Origin of the sequence: Algoriphagus aquimarinus (assembly GCF_007997215.1) — a bacterium.
Taxonomy (GTDB): Bacteria; Bacteroidota; Bacteroidia; order Cytophagales; family Cyclobacteriaceae; genus Algoriphagus; species Algoriphagus aquimarinus_A.
In genome coordinates this window covers 88,511-103,911 of record NZ_VORW01000002.1, presented here as the reverse complement: position 1 = coordinate 103,911, position 15,401 = coordinate 88,511, and the positions used below count along the sequence as shown (strand labels likewise).

Here is a 15,401-nt window from a genome sequence, read left to right as displayed (position 1 = left end):
ACTATGCAACCAGAACTTAGAGAACAAATAGAATTTGCACTAGATACAATTCGCCCTTATCTGGAAGCAGATGGAGGCAATGTGAGAATAGTAGAACTAACTGATGACATGGTTCTTAAATTAGAATTATTAGGTTCCTGTGGCACCTGCCCTATGTCTACTATGACACTTAAGGCTGGAGTAGAGGAAGCAATTAAGCGTGCAATTCCTGAAATCGTAAGAGTAGAAGCCGTTAACCTAACCGTTGCTTAATTAGATTTTAATGAAAAAAGGTTTCCGGATTTTTGACAAAGCCAGTACGCTCCTACTGGGAGCGCTTTTTGTGTTTTCAACAGGCTTTGCGCAGCAATTCCAAACCTTTGATATCACTGACCAGTCAAATACACATACACATAGAGAAAAATGTGGGCATGAGATTTTGGAACAAAAAATGGAAAAGGAGTTGGGCTATTTTGGCTCAAAGCCTTATTTCGAAAAATGGATCAATGCGAAAATTGAGGATAAAACCTATCAACCTCAAATTCTAGCTAAAATCAATGCTGATCCAATCCTGATCCCAGTAGTAATCCATGTAATACATAACGGAGATCCTGTAGGAATTCACACCAATGTCCCTGTTTCCCAAATAGTTGAGCAGCTCAGGATTCTAAATGAAGATTTTCAGCGGTTAAATGCAGACGCTTCAAATACACCTGCTATGTTTCTACCATTTGCTGGTCAGACAAATATTGAATTTGTAATAGCTAAGCAAGATCCCTCTGGATTACCTACAGATGGCATTACTCGTACTCAAGGATCAAAAACAGGATATGATCCTAATACTGATGCAAGCACTATCGGACAGCTGATCCAATGGAATCCGGATGAATACATGAACATGTATGTTGTTCCATTGGTAAGCCCATATATTGGTTATTCTTCCTTTCCAATTTCTGATTTACCAGGACTTAATAATGCTCCAACTTCATCTATTACTGACGGAGTAGTGATTGATTATAGATTTTTTGGTATTGGTGGAAGCGCTATCTCAGCATCATTAGGACGCACAGCAACACACGAAGTGGGACATTTTTTTGGATTACGCCATATTTGGGGTGACGGTGGCTGCGGAGTGGATGATTTCGTAGCTGATACTCCAGAGCAAGATAATTCCAATAGTACCTGTAGCCCAAATGCTACTCGTTTTAGTTGCAACTCGAGCGATATGATCCAGAATTACATGGATTATACTCCTGATGCATGTATGAACTTGTTTACAAAAGGACAAGTAGAGCGATTTAATGTAGTATTGGCAAATAGTCCACGAAGAGTCACTTTAATCAACAACAGAGCTACTAAAGAACCTGTACTTGCAGACAATGATTTGGCAATAGCAAAAGTGATTGAGCCTAGAAACTTCGAATGTGACCCTCAGATTAATCCTTCAATAGAGGTTTTGAATGCAGGTAAAAACACCCTGACTTCTGGACGAGTGGAACTTAGAAGAAATGGAGAATTATTAGAATCCAAGAGATTTACTTTCAACATAAACACTGGAGAAAGTGCATTCCTCAATTTCAAAGAATTCAATCTACTAGCTGGTACTAATATAATCGAGTTTACAATCACTCAGACCAATGACGCTCCTGACAACGTCTCTACTAACAATAGTAAGACTGTCACTCCTATTCTGGAGCAAGCTGTCAATCTTCCTTACACATCAAATCTGAGCACTTTCCCCTCTCCATGGACAATTACTAACCCAGATCAACTATTGACTTGGGAAAAAAGAAATCTAATGATTTCAGGTACTCCTCAAGATTTGGTTTATATCCGACACTACGAATATGAAGCACAGGGGCAGCTTGACTATTATACCTCTCCGATTATAAATCTGACGCAATATCCAGATGCACAACTCGTATTTGAGCTGGCTTATGCGCCTTATGATCAGTCTGGCTTTGCGGATAGATTAATCGTTGCTTTGTCTCAGGATTGTGGAAACACGTTTGATATCGCTAATGCGCCTTATGATAAAAACAGTCTGCAATTGCAGACAGCTGCCGTAACTCTAGATGAATTTATCCCAACAAATAACAATCAATTCAGAACGGAGATAGTAAACCTAAGTGAGTATTCAAGTCAAGGATCAGTTCGCTTAGCTTTCATCACGGAGAATGGTTTCGGTAATAACATTTACATCCGAAATATCAGAATACTACCAAATAAAGAATTCGTTTATAAATTGGGAATAGATGATTTGCTAACTCCAAGTCCAATCTCTGATGGTACACATGAATCTGAGATAGTGTCTGTTACCAATACAGGAAACCTCCCTATTTCAAGCTTTGTATTTTCAAAAACCACTAATGGTGGCTCTAAGCAAACCTTTGTGGCAAGTGGTTCCAACGCTGAGCCGGGAGAGAGCTTTAATCTAACCACAGCTAACTCAACTTCACTAGGTAAAAACAGTCTCAAATTTGTGGTTTCGTCGCCAAATTTTGACCAGAACGGTAATAACTCTGATAGCTTAACCAGATACATTATTGAAGATGCTACCACTGTACCTGTGCCCTGGAGACAAAACTTCAATAACAGTAGTGCATTAAACCCTTGGAAAACTATTAATCCAGAATCTGATAGTGAAGCTTGGAAAATCACTTCAATTTCATCTGGAGAAGGACCAAATAATGTAGCCAGACTAGTTACTAGTGTGACTGGACAATCTTACTGGTTAGGCACACCTGTCTTTGACCTTTCAGGAAGTCAACAAGCCAGCATCTTCTTTGATTTAGCTGCAGGACAAGTTGGCACTTCTACTACTTTGAAAATTCTTGCAAGTACTAATGGAGGAGTTAATTACACAGAAGTTTGGGCTGCAAGCGGTGCCGAGCTTTCTACAGTTTCTGTAGGGGAAGCCAATCCAAACAGCGCAAGCGACTACACACGTAAATTCATTAATCTGAGTGATTTTGCCGGCCCAGGTAATACGAACGCACGACTTGCTTTCGTAATTGAGGGTGGAAGTGTATCCGATTCTCCAATATTCTTGGACAATATCGAGCTTTTCCTAAATGCTAACCCTGAACCGGTAATTCCTGCTGTAGGAATGTCAGTATTATATCCTAATCCAGCTCGGGATGTATTTAATATTGCATTCAACTTGCCTGATTTTGAAGATGTAACTATTCAAGTGATCTCTAGTACTGGGGCTCTGATTCAGGAAATAGAATACCCAGGCACGCTTAACCAAACATATTCATTTAGCACTCAGCTGTTTTCTAAGGGTGTATTTATTATAAATATTTCAAGTAATTCGATAAGGGAAACTCGAAGGCTGATTATTAATTAATCACAAATAAGCCGAAGAAAACCTCTTCGGCTTATTTTTTGCCAGTAGATTTCATCAGTTTTAGAGGAATCCTTCGTTGTGAGGATTGAATTTCCCGCTTATCTTTAACTATTAAAATTTCTCAAGTATTTCATTCAGCATCTCTTTTGAAAAAGATCTTAATTAACCTTCTAGTAATTTCCGGAATAGCAGTTTTACTGGGTTTCCTTTTTTTGAAAATGTACCTTCCTATGTACACAAATCATGGGGAATCGGTCTCTGTGCCTGATTTATCCGGGTATACATTCGATGAAAGCGTCGATATTTTAGATCGAGCAAACCTTCAATACGATGTCTCTCTTGACTCCGGATTCAATACTGATCTGAAGCCTTTTGCTGTACTCAAACAAATCCCGGAAGCAAATGCACAGGTAAAAAGTGGTAAAACTGTTTACCTGACTCTGAATGCCAGAAATCCCCCTATGCTCAAAATGCCTAATTTGGTGAACACTCCTCTAAAGAATGTGCAGGAAATTTTGGCTAACATGGGACTTGATCGCGGCGACATTGTTTACGTTCCAGATATCGGTATCAATGTGGTTCTAGAGCAAAAATACCGTGGAGTCAATGTGCCTGAAGGTTTCGAAATCCCTAAAGGTGCCAGAATTGATTTAGTAGTGGGTGATGGACTAGGTAATCAGATTCTAGCTGTTCCTGATCTTAAAGGTATGGATGAAGTCGATGCTGAATTCCTGATTTTGGGATCAAGTTTAAGAGTGGGTAATAAATACTATCTTGATACTGATTCTGTGGGAGCAGGAAAAGTCTTGAGACAAACTCCTCCTGCGTCAGTGCAAGTGAAAACAGGTGAATTAATTGATCTATGGATCGCCAAGGATAATTTTTAAGCTACATGCTCCAAACACACCATATGTTTCGAATGACAGGGCTAGTCCTAGCCCTTTTCATCTCGACTTTGGCTCATGGCCAATTGGTGGAGTTTGCCCCGGTTCAACATCAAAAAATCAAGAGTTACAATTCAGCAGAACGAAGCGCACGAATAGTACAAAGTAACATCCTCCCATTTTGGGATGATTTTTCACAAGGTATAGATACGCTAAAGTGGACGGTATCTGGAGCTTCCTATACAGAAACCATAGGTTTGAACGCGCCTTCAATTGGCATGGTCCTGCTTGATGGTGTAGCTGCAAATGGCAATCCTTACGCTGTCAAACAAACTGATCAGGGCCAAACGGACTTTATAACTTCAAAGCCATTTGACTTGAGCTCTCTGAATTCATCCAACAGTGAAAGTCTTTATTTAAGCTTCTTTTGGCAGGCAGGAGGAAGAGCAGAGCTTCCTGACGAAAGTGATGAGTTGACTTTACAAATCCTGAATCCACAAGGGAGTTGGGTAACGATTTGGAGCCAACTAGGTGGAGTAGCTCTAAACAGAACAGCCTTCACTCAGGAAATCATTAAGATTCTACCAGCTTGGCAACATGCTGATTTCCAGTTCCGCTTCTTTTCCCAAGGGAGACAATCAGGCCCATTTGATAGCTGGCTGATTGACTACATCTATTTAAATGACGGTAGAACAGGTACTGCCCTTGATTACAAAGACAGAAGTCTTACCCGAACAAATGATCTTCGAATCGGAGATTATGGCGCCTATCCTTTTGCACTTCTAGCAGGTAACCAAAATGGACTTTGGAGTACTGTTCAAAATGAATTCTATAACTTGGAAAATCGATTTAGAGCGATGGAATATTCTATCGTGCTCAGAGATTCTTCCACGATGACCACCACTTCTATCAATCTCAACACACCTTTCAATCCAGTTCCAAACGCACTGGAACGTAGAGCATTTGGAAGCAGAGAATTCGAGGAAATCCCTGTACCGAAGAATGAAACCACCTTAGAAGTCATTTCTTCAATTACATCTGGTGATGGGCTACTTTACGAAGTAGCATCCGGAGACACTACCTTTTTCTCAAGTGTGAATTATGAACTGAACGATACGGTAAGAACTTCTTTTCCGCTCTTAGACTATTTTGCTTATGATAATGGTTCTGCTGATTATGCAGCTGGAATCAATCAACGAGCAGGGCAATTGGCTGTAAAATACACTACCCCTCAGGAAGTATTCCTCAAAGGTATTTCTATCAATTTTACCAATCCTCGCCAAGCCAATCAAGCTGTGGACATCAAAGTTTGGAAGGATTTAGACGAGGATCCAATTTTCACAAGAGAGGATCTGATCGCTGTTAAAGAAGCAGGTCAAGAATTTCTTTACTATTCTCTGGATACGAATATAAAAGTAGATGGGGACTTCTACATAGGTTTTGCCCAGTACACGAATGACTTCATCCACGTAGGACTGGATAAGGTGAATGATACTGGAGATAAGCTATTTTATAATGTAGTGGGTGCTTGGGCTCAAAATGAAGAAGTACATGGATCACTGATGATCAGACCACATGTAAGTTTAGATGTACCTTTTGAGGAAGCATCTATACCAGATGAAAACATTCTGATTTATCCAAACCCTGTAGAAACACTACTTAACCTTGAAGGCAGATTTAGTCAAGCCAGAATCTTTGATTCCTTCGGAAGAGAGATTTTTCTTGAGCGTCAACTTTCATCTAAAGGAGAAATTGTTAATTTTATTGGACAGCGTCCAGGCGTCTACGTTCTCAACTTGAGTACAGAAACCGGGATGCATTCATACAGAATTTTAGTTAAATAATAATATGGAAGATATAACTGTAGAAGACCTGAAATCCAGATTGGATAAAAATGAAAAATTCGTGTTTCTTGACGTTCGTGAAGAATGGGAATACGAGGATGACAATTTGGGAGCTAAAAATATCCCGTTGGCAGATTTACCTACTAGGCTTGAGGAGCTAGAAGATTATAAAGACACTGAAATAGTAGTTCATTGTCGTTCTGGCGCCAGAAGCATGAATGCAAAGAAATTCCTGGAGACCAAAGGATTTTCGAAAGTCCGAAATACAACAGGCGGCATTTTAGCTTACAGAAACTTATAAGGAACTCCTTTTAGAACAGACTCCCTTCGGGGAGTTTTTTTATGCCTTCTTAAACTTTTTAACCGCTGACTACACAAAGTCCCGATACAGATTGTACAGCTTTGTATTATCCTGCTTCAGTTGGATTTGAAGGCCATTTTTCCAATCCTTCTCTTTTAGAATCCCCTATACAGTTAGAAGCTCGAATCTTCTGTAAATATGAATGGCTCTGGTGAAAAACAAAGGATAAAAACCACAATGGCTAGTATACCCAGCGCTTTCCTTTTGGTATCCAACTCATGAAAGCCAGAAACTTCTGGATGTCTCAGGCCCATTATCCTACCCAGCAAAAAGCCGTAAAATAACCACCCTTGGTATCCGTGAACGTTTGGAATCACGAAAGCTACAGCATATTGAGCCGCCGCAATAGATAATATGAGTGTAATCCTATTCTTTAAACTGAGTCCTGATTTAGTAAAGCAAATGAACAGGAAGCCTACATACAATGGAATCCATAGCATTAGATCTTCCATAGCCGAATATGGGCTGATCATTCCCAATCCCGCATAGCCTATAAACAGAATGTAAGCCACCAGCGAGATCTCTCTGTGACGCTTCGGAAAAAGGCCGAAAATGACATGCCCACCATCCAACTGACCAATAGGGAGAAGATTTAGCGCAGTGAAAAATAACGCGAGAAAGCCAGCAAATAGATACGGGTAATGAATTACTTCAGACATGGCTGGCATGCGATCAGGGTCAGCGAAAACCTCTCCAAGCCCCCAGAAAAGCAAATTGTTTCCAAGTTCAAAATCTAGAGCCCCTTCTTCATATCCTTGAAAATCAACGTCTGCATACTCAGGATGTATGGCATAAATATAATCAGCCTCAGGCAGCGTAGTGAATCCATAAATTAGCACTAGCAATGCAATAATAAATCCAGCTAATGGCCCTGCCACACCTATGTCAAAGAATTTATTTCGGCTGTTTACAAAACCTTTCATCTGAATCACTGCACCGAATGTCCCTATGGTTGGAATCCCTATAAACCCCAACCAGCCAGGAATGAAAAATGGAAGGGTGCACTTCACCTTATGATAAATAGCCGTAAAAAAATGTCCCAACTCGTGAATAAGCAAAATCCCTATAAAAGGTACAGAGAAGGCCATTGACATCCAGAAATACTCCCAAGTAAGGAGGCTCTCCCCTTCTCCCAAAACTGACTTCCCATATACCCACTCTGCTCCGGCAAGAGTGGTGGAAATAAGGGTAGCGAGAAATAGGATTCCGTGACGGAGGTATTCTTTTTTACTATACATTCTTAAAATAATCGAAAATAACTTCAGGGCCCGTCACATGTACCGCCTGAATACCTACTGCTTTAGCACCTTCCACATTGGCTATCAAATCATCAAAGAAAATCACACGATCACCAGATGTTCCAAGATCAACTAGCATTTTTTCGTAGATCTCAGGAGAAGGCTTAGATAGTCCCATTTCATGACTTAAAAATACCCAGTCAAAGATTGGATCGAAGTTTTCAAGACTATGGTCTTCCTTCAAAATTCTATTTACAGCATGAATATGTATCAAATTGGTATTGCTCAAAACGCCAACTTGATATTTTTCTCTCAATTTTGAAATTAATTCTAGCCTTTCTACAGGAATTTTAAGCAACAAATCATTCCATAATTCATCCACTTTTTCATCCTTCCATTCTTGCTGAAAATAGCTTCTGACCTCGTCTCTAAAAGCAGCAGAATTTATTCTTCCTACCTCATAATCCTTGTGAAAATCAGTGAGATAAAAGCCATCTAGCTTATCATGAAACTCCGAAGATATTTCCTGTTTGATACGCTGCAATGCTTTCTGATAATCTATATCAACGATGACATTGCCTAAATCAAAAATCAAAAAGTCTGCATCCGGTGCATTTTTCATTCGAAATATGGGTTGTGTATTTGCATTCAAATATGTAACATTGCACTCCCAAAACCAAGGTTTATAGCGAATACGAGCTAAAACTGGAAGTTTTAAGAGTAACGGGCCTATAGCTCATTCGGTTAGAGCAACTGACTCATAATCAGTAGGTGCTTGGTTCGATTCCAAGTGGGCCCACTCAATAATCAGACACTTACGATAAATATTTCGTAAGTGTCTTTTTTGTTTAAACACGATTTGCATAAAGAAGGCCAATTATTTTTCCCCGCTACCTAGAATGCTTTTTCGGTCGATCTAGGTTTGCGTTACAAAAATTTAGGTTAGGTCAAGTTATTTGCCACGAGTTATCAGGAACAAAAAATCTGAAAAAATAAAAATGGAGACGAGTCGAAATTCGCTACTCTCTAAATTTATCCTTATAAACTGTAACGCCTATCCAGGACTAGCCAAAACTTTATTAAGGTTTTACTTCCATTTAAAAGCAAAATAAGAACAAGACTGGTCAGAGGTATTGCGAATACCATGAAATAATTGTGACTCTACGAAATAAAAGTCTCCCGCCGTGGCAGTATATTCTACGCCATCGATATGCATTGCTGTTTCTCCTGAAATCATAAGAATAATCTCAGTTTCATCATGGGCATGGGGTTCGTGACTTGGTCCTATTTTAGTTAAAGTTGTCACGTGCATTTCAAGTCGCTCACACATCGCTGTAGCTCTATCAAAATAGGCACGGCTGCCTCCATTATCGTTAGGTTTGAATACTAACGAGTCTGAATTTATCATCAAAGATCCACCCGAAGCGATGCCTCTTTCTAACTTCATAGGCTTCTTAGATCGATATCTAATTACATAATAAGTAAGAGGTTTGTCGCCTACATTTTGCATAGAATGCATCTGCTGCGGCATCAATGAAATCACACCATTAGTTCCTAGAATAGAGCTCATCCCATCTATTGTCACCTTCATAACCCCTTCTTTGACAATGATAAGTTCCTCCATATTCTCATTGGCATGAGCAGCACTAGCTTGTGCTCCTACAGCTTGAGTCGTAGCATGCATCTCTAAGTATTCGAAATGTGGAGAAACACCCTCGAGGATTGCTCTCCCTTGTCTGTCTCCATTAGATTTGGCTTCAAGATCATTCCAATGGAATACCCCAGATTTAACTGGTTGAAGTTGTGCAAAGGAAGGAAGAGTCATAAGGAAAAAGATGGAGATGATTAGTAATCTCATAATGAAAATTCTAAGTGGCTTCATGATAAGGCATGCAATAGAAAGCAATTAAGATAACTCAAATTAATTTACGAATAGCCAGAAAGACAAACACATGTCCAACTAAACAAAAATGAAAGATGGTCACATTTCATATCAATATATAACCCAATCGTTTCCCCTAGTAGAAATAAATAACCTCACTAGAGATATCTCTGCGAGGCCAAAATGAAAGTTCATGGGAGATCATAATTCTCAAAAAACTAACGACTTTGGGTAATTTAAGAGTCAATAAAAATTTACTTTACAAAGAGCAATTAAACGCTGACTACCAATATACTACCCCTACTTCAATTTTTAAATTGGATAGAGACCAGAAATAATCTTGGTTTCATTTTATGCTAAAAATAGGAGGCTTATTTTCCGATTTACAGCAATTCTCACACAACCCTACCTTCTTCTTTAGTGTCATTGCCTTTCTCATTGCTTCATTACCTGTATTGAATGGACCTAAATAGTCTCGATCATAGGTGGTGGGTATATGTTCACAATCACGATCGTGTACTTCATGTAAACCATTATCGTTTGGATTGGATGCTAAATAGAAGAATTTCATAGCAATGCTTATAGGTTATTACTTATTCAAAAGTACCAACCAAACACTCATGAAAACATACCCTATACAGGGTATTTATTAGGATTTAACTAAAAATTTTCGCCAAAAACATGGAATAACTAAAGTAAAAATTGGGTAAGTAACATTTTCCACTCCTCTTCTAAGGTTAACTCTGGCCGTGAAGCCCCAGCTCTTCTATACCAGTAATCAGCATTCCATTGATCACCTTCCTTTCTATGGAGATAAGCATGGATTCTAGCAGCATCCTTACCATCCATACTGTCCACTTGATCATGTGCTTTTTCCCAGTCACCATTTCCATCATACCAAAGTGCCTTCAGTATAGGAGTGTATTCGTTGACCTTATCTTCTGATTCCAAAAAATCAGCAATTTTCTTATCGTCTTGTGCCATTTCCTTTTTTTTCTCCCCAAAGAAAAGAACCTCAGGTATAAATTGGTTACTCTTTCGTGACTTTTTTGTGATATCCTAAGGGTAATTTTGGATCAACCAAAATCTCAATATCATGAGTGAAGTATTAATTATCTTTTATGTTGGCTTTTTAGGATTAGTCTCATGTGCTGACGACAAGGATCAGGTAACCATTGACCCAACTCGTCCCACTGGTGCATTGAATGTATTACGTAGTGGAACCTTTGTGGATCAAAATTCAGCCGGATCTATGGGAACTGCAGCACTTGGCAGCGACTCACAGGGAAAAGAATTCCTACAGTTTAGCTAAGACTTTAACACGGCAAAAAGGGTATTCAACTTCTATTTGCAACTCAAAATGTAGGAAATTTTAAATTCAATGCTTTATTTCCTTGTTATTAGCCCTTAGAATTTCACATATTTAAAGCCTAAACACTTCAAATTATGTTTTCTAAAAGCTGGCCTATTTTATTGATTTTAACATTGATATGCTTCAATAGCATACTCGCTCAAGTGAAAACTGACAAAAAATTAGAGTCATCTATCAGCGTGCTCACGGAGTCATTTCATGGAGATGTAGGGATCTATATCCAAAACCTACAGTCAGGAGCTACAGTGGAAATTAATGCAGATACGATTTACCCCACTGCCAGTATTGTCAAAATCCCTATTCTCTTAGGCATATTTGACAAGATTGAAAAAGAGGAATTACATTACAGAGAACCATTGATATATCGGGATTCTATTAGATACGGTGGGTCAGGAATCATGCAGTTTTTTAAGGATTCTACCCAAACAGACTTAAGCACTTTGATTGCTTTAATGCTCAGTTATTCTGACAATACCACATCTCTTTGGAATCAATCACTAGCCGGCGGAGGTGCTGAAATCAACGAATTGATGGATAGAATAGGATACCAAAATACACGCGTTAACAGCCGGACAGTTGGCAGAGAAAGCATCTGGGAAAAGTATGGCTGGGGTCAGACAACCCCAAGAGAGATAGCTGATATCTTCATCAAATTAAATAATCGAGAATTGATCAGCACAGCAGCATCAGAGCAGATGTATCGTTTGTTATCTAACACTTTTTACACTGACTACGCACTATCAGGAATTCCTGCAGGAGTAAATGTCGCCAGCAAACAAGGAATGGTCAATGCATCTAGGTCAGAAGTGTTTCTGGTGAATTCACCTCAGGGAGATTATGTGTGTGCTATTTTCACTGATAATAATGAAGATAAAAGCTGGGGATATGATAATGAAGCATGGGTAATGACCCGAAAAATATCAAATCTGATCTGGAATCATTTCAACCCAAATCAGTCCTATCAGCAACCGGAGGGTTTTGAAAAATACCTGGAAGGACTGCCCTACTGAGAGGATTTCATCTCTACCTTTTCTAATTCTTCTATTTTGGATTGTAGAAATATCAAATTTTCATTCTTGCCCGTCTGATAAAATTTGAGGGCATAATCAGTATGATAGTGATGGTTTTCCATGAATTTCTCACTGTTTTGCAGCCAATCCAAAAGCACAACAGGTCTGTCATTCAGTTGCTCATTTTCTTTCATCAAAAGTAAGGTTTGAGCATAGCATTGGTCTGAACTTAGATGATAAAGGTCCGCATCGCAAATTATAGAATCCATGAGACTCTTAGGTTGTTGTGGGACTTTCGTAGCGAGTATAGCTTTGCAAATGGCTTCTATTCTATTTTCTGATATCTTAAACTTGGGCAAAAAATCTCTAGCAAAATCAGCTCCCCTTTTCTCATGGTCCAGCGCAACTCCACCCCAATAACCTACATCGTGCAACCAGCCGGCAAGAAACAAATCCTCTAATTCAATTTTACCCATTTGATAGTACAGTCCGATTTCATTGACTTTGGCCACAATAGATAAAGTATGATCTAAATTATGGTAGCAAACTTTAGGATTCAGTCGCTCTGCAAACAATTTTCTAATAGTGCATTCAAAATTCTTGAGTTGTAAATCCACAGGCTTTGGAACGATTTTTAAAAATTATAAAGAAACTAATTTACTATTTATATTGACTTCTACCTCTTTAAACAATTGAAATTTAGTTATTTAAAATATTTCCCAAATAAAACAGAGGAGAAACTACTGAAAGTCTATTTAGTAAAATTGCTTTATAGTCTCATTACCGCAACCAAAAACTTTAAATATTTATACAATTCGGACAATTACTCCTTTTGCCATATTTCAATAAATTCTAGATATTCTAGTAAGTGACAGACACCAAATAATGATTTCTTTACACAATCATCAATAAATTCTTCAAAAACAGTGATTTAAACAATAATAATCTGCAATTGGTCGGTAAATGAGAAGTTATATATTTGCTCAATTAACAATTTCAAAATTAACAGTACGACATACTTTATGGAACAAGCTTTGATTTATGTAGTCCCCGCGTTGGGACTGGTGGGCCTGATCGTGATGGCCATTAAATCTGCCTGGGTTACCAAGCAGGAAACAGGTGACAAAAACATGATGGAACTTGCCGGCTACATAGCCGACGGCGCTATGGCATTCTTAAAAGCCGAGTGGAAAGTACTTTCTTATTTTGCAGTTATTGCCGTTATACTTTTGGTATGGTCCGGAATGTCAGTAGAGACATCCAGTCCAGTTATCGCGATCTCCTTTCTTATAGGAGCTGTACTTTCAGCTTTTGCAGGATATATAGGAATGAATATCGCTACCAAAGCGAACGTACGAACTACGCAAGCAGCCCGAACTAGTTTAAAGCATGCACTTAAAGTGTCATTCACAGGTGGATCTGTGATGGGACTGGGAGTAGCTGGCTTGGCTGTTTTGGGATTAGGCTCACTCTTTATTCTTTTCTATCACCTATATGTGCAGAGTGTAGGTGCTGGAGTGAATGGTGTAGAAATGGAAAAAGCACTTGAGGTGCTTGCTGGTTTCTCTTTAGGTGCTGAATCTATAGCTCTTTTTGCTCGTGTGGGTGGCGGTATTTATACCAAAGCTGCCGATGTAGGAGCTGATTTAGTAGGAAAAGTAGAAGCTGGAATCCCAGAAGATGATGTCAGAAACCCTGCAACTATAGCAGATAACGTGGGTGACAACGTAGGTGACGTAGCTGGTATGGGAGCTGATTTATTCGGTTCTTATGTTGCAACGATCCTCGCCACAATGGTTTTGGGACGTGAGATTGTTTCAGTAGATAATTTTGGAGGAATCGCCCCTATCCTACTTCCAATGGTATTGGCTGGCTTGGGAATCGTATTCTCTATCATGGGAATGTTCTTCGTGACCATTAAAGATGATAAAGGTGACGTACAGCATGCCTTGAATATGGGTAATTGGTCTTCCATTTTATTTACAGGAATTGCCTCATTTTTTGTAGTAAAACACATGATGCCAGAGACCTTGTCTATCCGTGGTTATGATTTCACCAATATGGATGTATTCTATGCCATCATTCTTGGTTTAGTAGTGGGAACGCTGATGAGTATCATCACGGAATATTATACAGCTATGGGCAAACGTCCTGTGCAATCAATAATCAAGCAGTCAGCAACTGGTCACGCAACGAACATCATAGCTGGCTTAGCCGTTGGAATGGAATCTACAGTACTTCCTATCCTTGTTTTGGCAGGTGGTATCATGGGCTCTTATGCTTTTGCTGGACTTTATGGAGTAGCAATAGCAGCAGCAGGTATGATGGCGACTACAGCCATGCAACTGGCCATCGATGCTTTTGGTCCTATCGCAGATAATGCAGGTGGTATCGCAGAGATGAGCCAACTTCCTAAAGAAGTTAGAGATCGTACTGATATTTTGGATGCAGTAGGAAACACAACTGCCGCTTCTGGTAAGGGATTCGCTATTGCTTCAGCAGCATTGACTTCTTTAGCTCTGTTCGCAGCATTTGTAGGTGTAGCTGGAATTGATGCGATTGATATTTTCAAAGCTCCAGTATTGGCAGCTTTATTTGTTGGCGGTATGATTCCTTATATATTCTCATCACTGGCTATTGCGGCTGTAGGTAGAGCGGCAATGGACATGGTGAATGAAGTAAGACGACAGTTCAGAGAAATACCAGGTATCATGGAATACAAAGCCAAGCCTGAGTACGATAAGTGTGTGGAGATCTCTACCAAAGCTTCTCTTCGCGAGATGCTTCTTCCTGGAGCTATCGCTTTGATCACTCCTCTTTTGATAGGTTTTGGTTTCCAAGGTGTCTTTGAGCAAGTATCTTCTGCTGAAATGCTAGGTGGATTACTAGCAGGTGTAACGGTATCAGGAGTATTGATGGGCATGTTCCAGTCAAATGCCGGAGGCGCTTGGGATAATGCTAAGAAATCTTTTGAAAAAGGTGTGGAGATCGACGGCGAGATGCATTATAAGAAGTCCGAGCCACACAAAGCTTCTGTGACTGGTGATACGGTAGGTGATCCTTTTAAAGATACTTCAGGCCCTTCTATGAATATCCTAATCAAATTGATGTCTATCGTAGCTTTGATTATAGCACCACATATCAGTCAGCGTCCGCACACTGGAGCGATGTCAGAAAAAGTGGAGATCAAAAAAGAAATCAAATACGAGGACGGAAAAAAAGTGGTGACTGAGACTATTACTGAAATAAAGAAGGTGGATTAATTAATATACACTTAAAGCTAACAGAAAGACTGCCTGAACTAAGGCAGTCTTTTTTTATGCCTAATTTTTAGATAGTTAGCATAATATTGCATGTATTCAAAATATAATACGGCATAAACAAGCAAGAGCAAATGTTGTTTTAATTCAAGAAAATATTTACCAATTTGATAAAAATCACTTCTAAAAAATTAAAATAATTAATCTATTATCTGTAAT

The 15,401-nt window shown here is 39.2% G+C and carries 13 protein-coding genes and 1 tRNA gene; 9 read left to right on the top strand and 5 right to left on the bottom strand.

The window, feature by feature from the left end:
• The first annotated feature begins 3 nt into the window (after positions 1–3).
• The 5 genes from ESV85_RS04990 to ESV85_RS04970 all read left to right on the top strand — a co-directional run bounded on the left by ESV85_RS04990 (position 4) and on the right by ESV85_RS04970 (position 6,360).
• The gene (locus tag ESV85_RS04990) at positions 4–252 is read left to right on the top strand and encodes a NifU family protein (protein WP_092895214.1); all 249 of its coding nucleotides are present in this window, start codon (positions 4–6) and stop codon (positions 250–252) included.
• A 10-nt stretch (positions 253–262) separates the two neighbouring features.
• Positions 263–3,331, top strand: coding sequence for a M43 family zinc metalloprotease (locus ESV85_RS04985; RefSeq protein ID WP_146915358.1), 3,069 nt, complete (start codon positions 263–265; stop codon positions 3,329–3,331).
• Between the two features lie 230 nt (positions 3,332–3,561).
• Positions 3,562–4,218, top strand: a complete 657-nt coding sequence (locus tag ESV85_RS04980) for a PASTA domain-containing protein (protein WP_223275911.1) — start codon at positions 3,562–3,564, stop codon at positions 4,216–4,218.
• 5 nt (positions 4,219–4,223) lie between these two features.
• On the top strand, positions 4,224–6,059 hold the full coding sequence (locus tag ESV85_RS04975; protein WP_146915355.1) for a T9SS type A sorting domain-containing protein: 1,836 nt from the start codon (positions 4,224–4,226) through the stop codon (positions 6,057–6,059).
• 4 nt (positions 6,060–6,063) lie between these two features.
• Positions 6,064–6,360 carry a rhodanese-like domain-containing protein gene (locus ESV85_RS04970; RefSeq protein WP_146915353.1) on the top strand — a complete coding sequence of 99 codons (297 nt, stop codon included), beginning with the start codon at positions 6,064–6,066 and terminating at the stop codon, positions 6,358–6,360.
• A gap of 173 nt (positions 6,361–6,533) precedes the next feature.
• On the opposite strand, the gene ESV85_RS04965 is transcribed toward ESV85_RS04970, so the two are convergent.
• Together ESV85_RS04965 and ESV85_RS04960 are read right to left on the bottom strand one after the other, a co-directional pair.
• Positions 6,534–7,658: a site-2 protease family protein gene (locus ESV85_RS04965; protein WP_146915351.1), complete on the bottom strand. Its 1,125-nt coding sequence runs from the start codon at positions 7,656–7,658 to the stop codon at positions 6,534–6,536.
• Positions 7,651–8,280 carry an HAD family hydrolase gene (locus ESV85_RS04960; protein WP_146915349.1) on the bottom strand — a complete coding sequence of 210 codons (630 nt, stop codon included), beginning with the start codon at positions 8,278–8,280 and terminating at the stop codon, positions 7,651–7,653. The genes ESV85_RS04965 and ESV85_RS04960 overlap by 8 nt, the downstream gene beginning before the upstream one ends.
• 103 nt (positions 8,281–8,383) lie before the next feature.
• Between ESV85_RS04960 and ESV85_RS04955 the strand changes: the two genes are divergently transcribed.
• Positions 8,384–8,457: transfer RNA gene (locus ESV85_RS04955), tRNA-Ile, on the top strand.
• Between the two features lie 288 nt (positions 8,458–8,745).
• On the opposite strand, the gene ESV85_RS04950 is transcribed toward ESV85_RS04955, so the two are convergent.
• Entirely contained in the window at positions 8,746–9,516 is a 771-nt protein-coding gene (locus tag ESV85_RS04950) for a cupin domain-containing protein (RefSeq protein ID WP_191321938.1), read from the bottom strand.
• Positions 9,517–10,230: 714 nt separating this feature from the next.
• Complete coding sequence (locus tag ESV85_RS04940) at positions 10,231–10,524, bottom strand: hypothetical protein (protein ID WP_146915343.1); 294 nt, start codon at positions 10,522–10,524, stop codon at positions 10,231–10,233.
• Positions 10,525–10,636: 112 nt separating this feature from the next.
• On the opposite strand from ESV85_RS04940, the gene ESV85_RS04935 reads away from it, so the two are divergent.
• Both ESV85_RS04935 and ESV85_RS04930 read left to right on the top strand, forming a co-directional pair.
• Positions 10,637–10,852, top strand: coding sequence for a hypothetical protein (locus tag ESV85_RS04935; protein ID WP_146915341.1), 216 nt, complete (start codon positions 10,637–10,639; stop codon positions 10,850–10,852).
• Positions 10,853–10,986: 134 nt separating this feature from the next.
• Positions 10,987–11,922, top strand: a complete 936-nt coding sequence (locus tag ESV85_RS04930; RefSeq protein WP_146915339.1) for a serine hydrolase — start codon at positions 10,987–10,989, stop codon at positions 11,920–11,922.
• Here ESV85_RS04930 and ESV85_RS04925 read toward each other — a convergent pair.
• Positions 11,916–12,539, bottom strand: a complete 624-nt coding sequence (locus ESV85_RS04925) for an HD domain-containing protein (RefSeq protein ID WP_191321937.1) — start codon at positions 12,537–12,539, stop codon at positions 11,916–11,918. The two genes, ESV85_RS04930 and ESV85_RS04925, sit on opposite strands and share 7 nt — an antisense overlap.
• 405 nt (positions 12,540–12,944) lie before the next feature.
• Here ESV85_RS04925 and ESV85_RS04920 point away from each other — a divergent pair, with 405 nt between their 5' ends.
• Complete coding sequence (locus tag ESV85_RS04920; RefSeq protein WP_146915335.1) at positions 12,945–15,185, top strand: sodium-translocating pyrophosphatase; 2,241 nt, start codon at positions 12,945–12,947, stop codon at positions 15,183–15,185.
• Positions 15,186–15,401 lie beyond the last annotated feature (216 nt).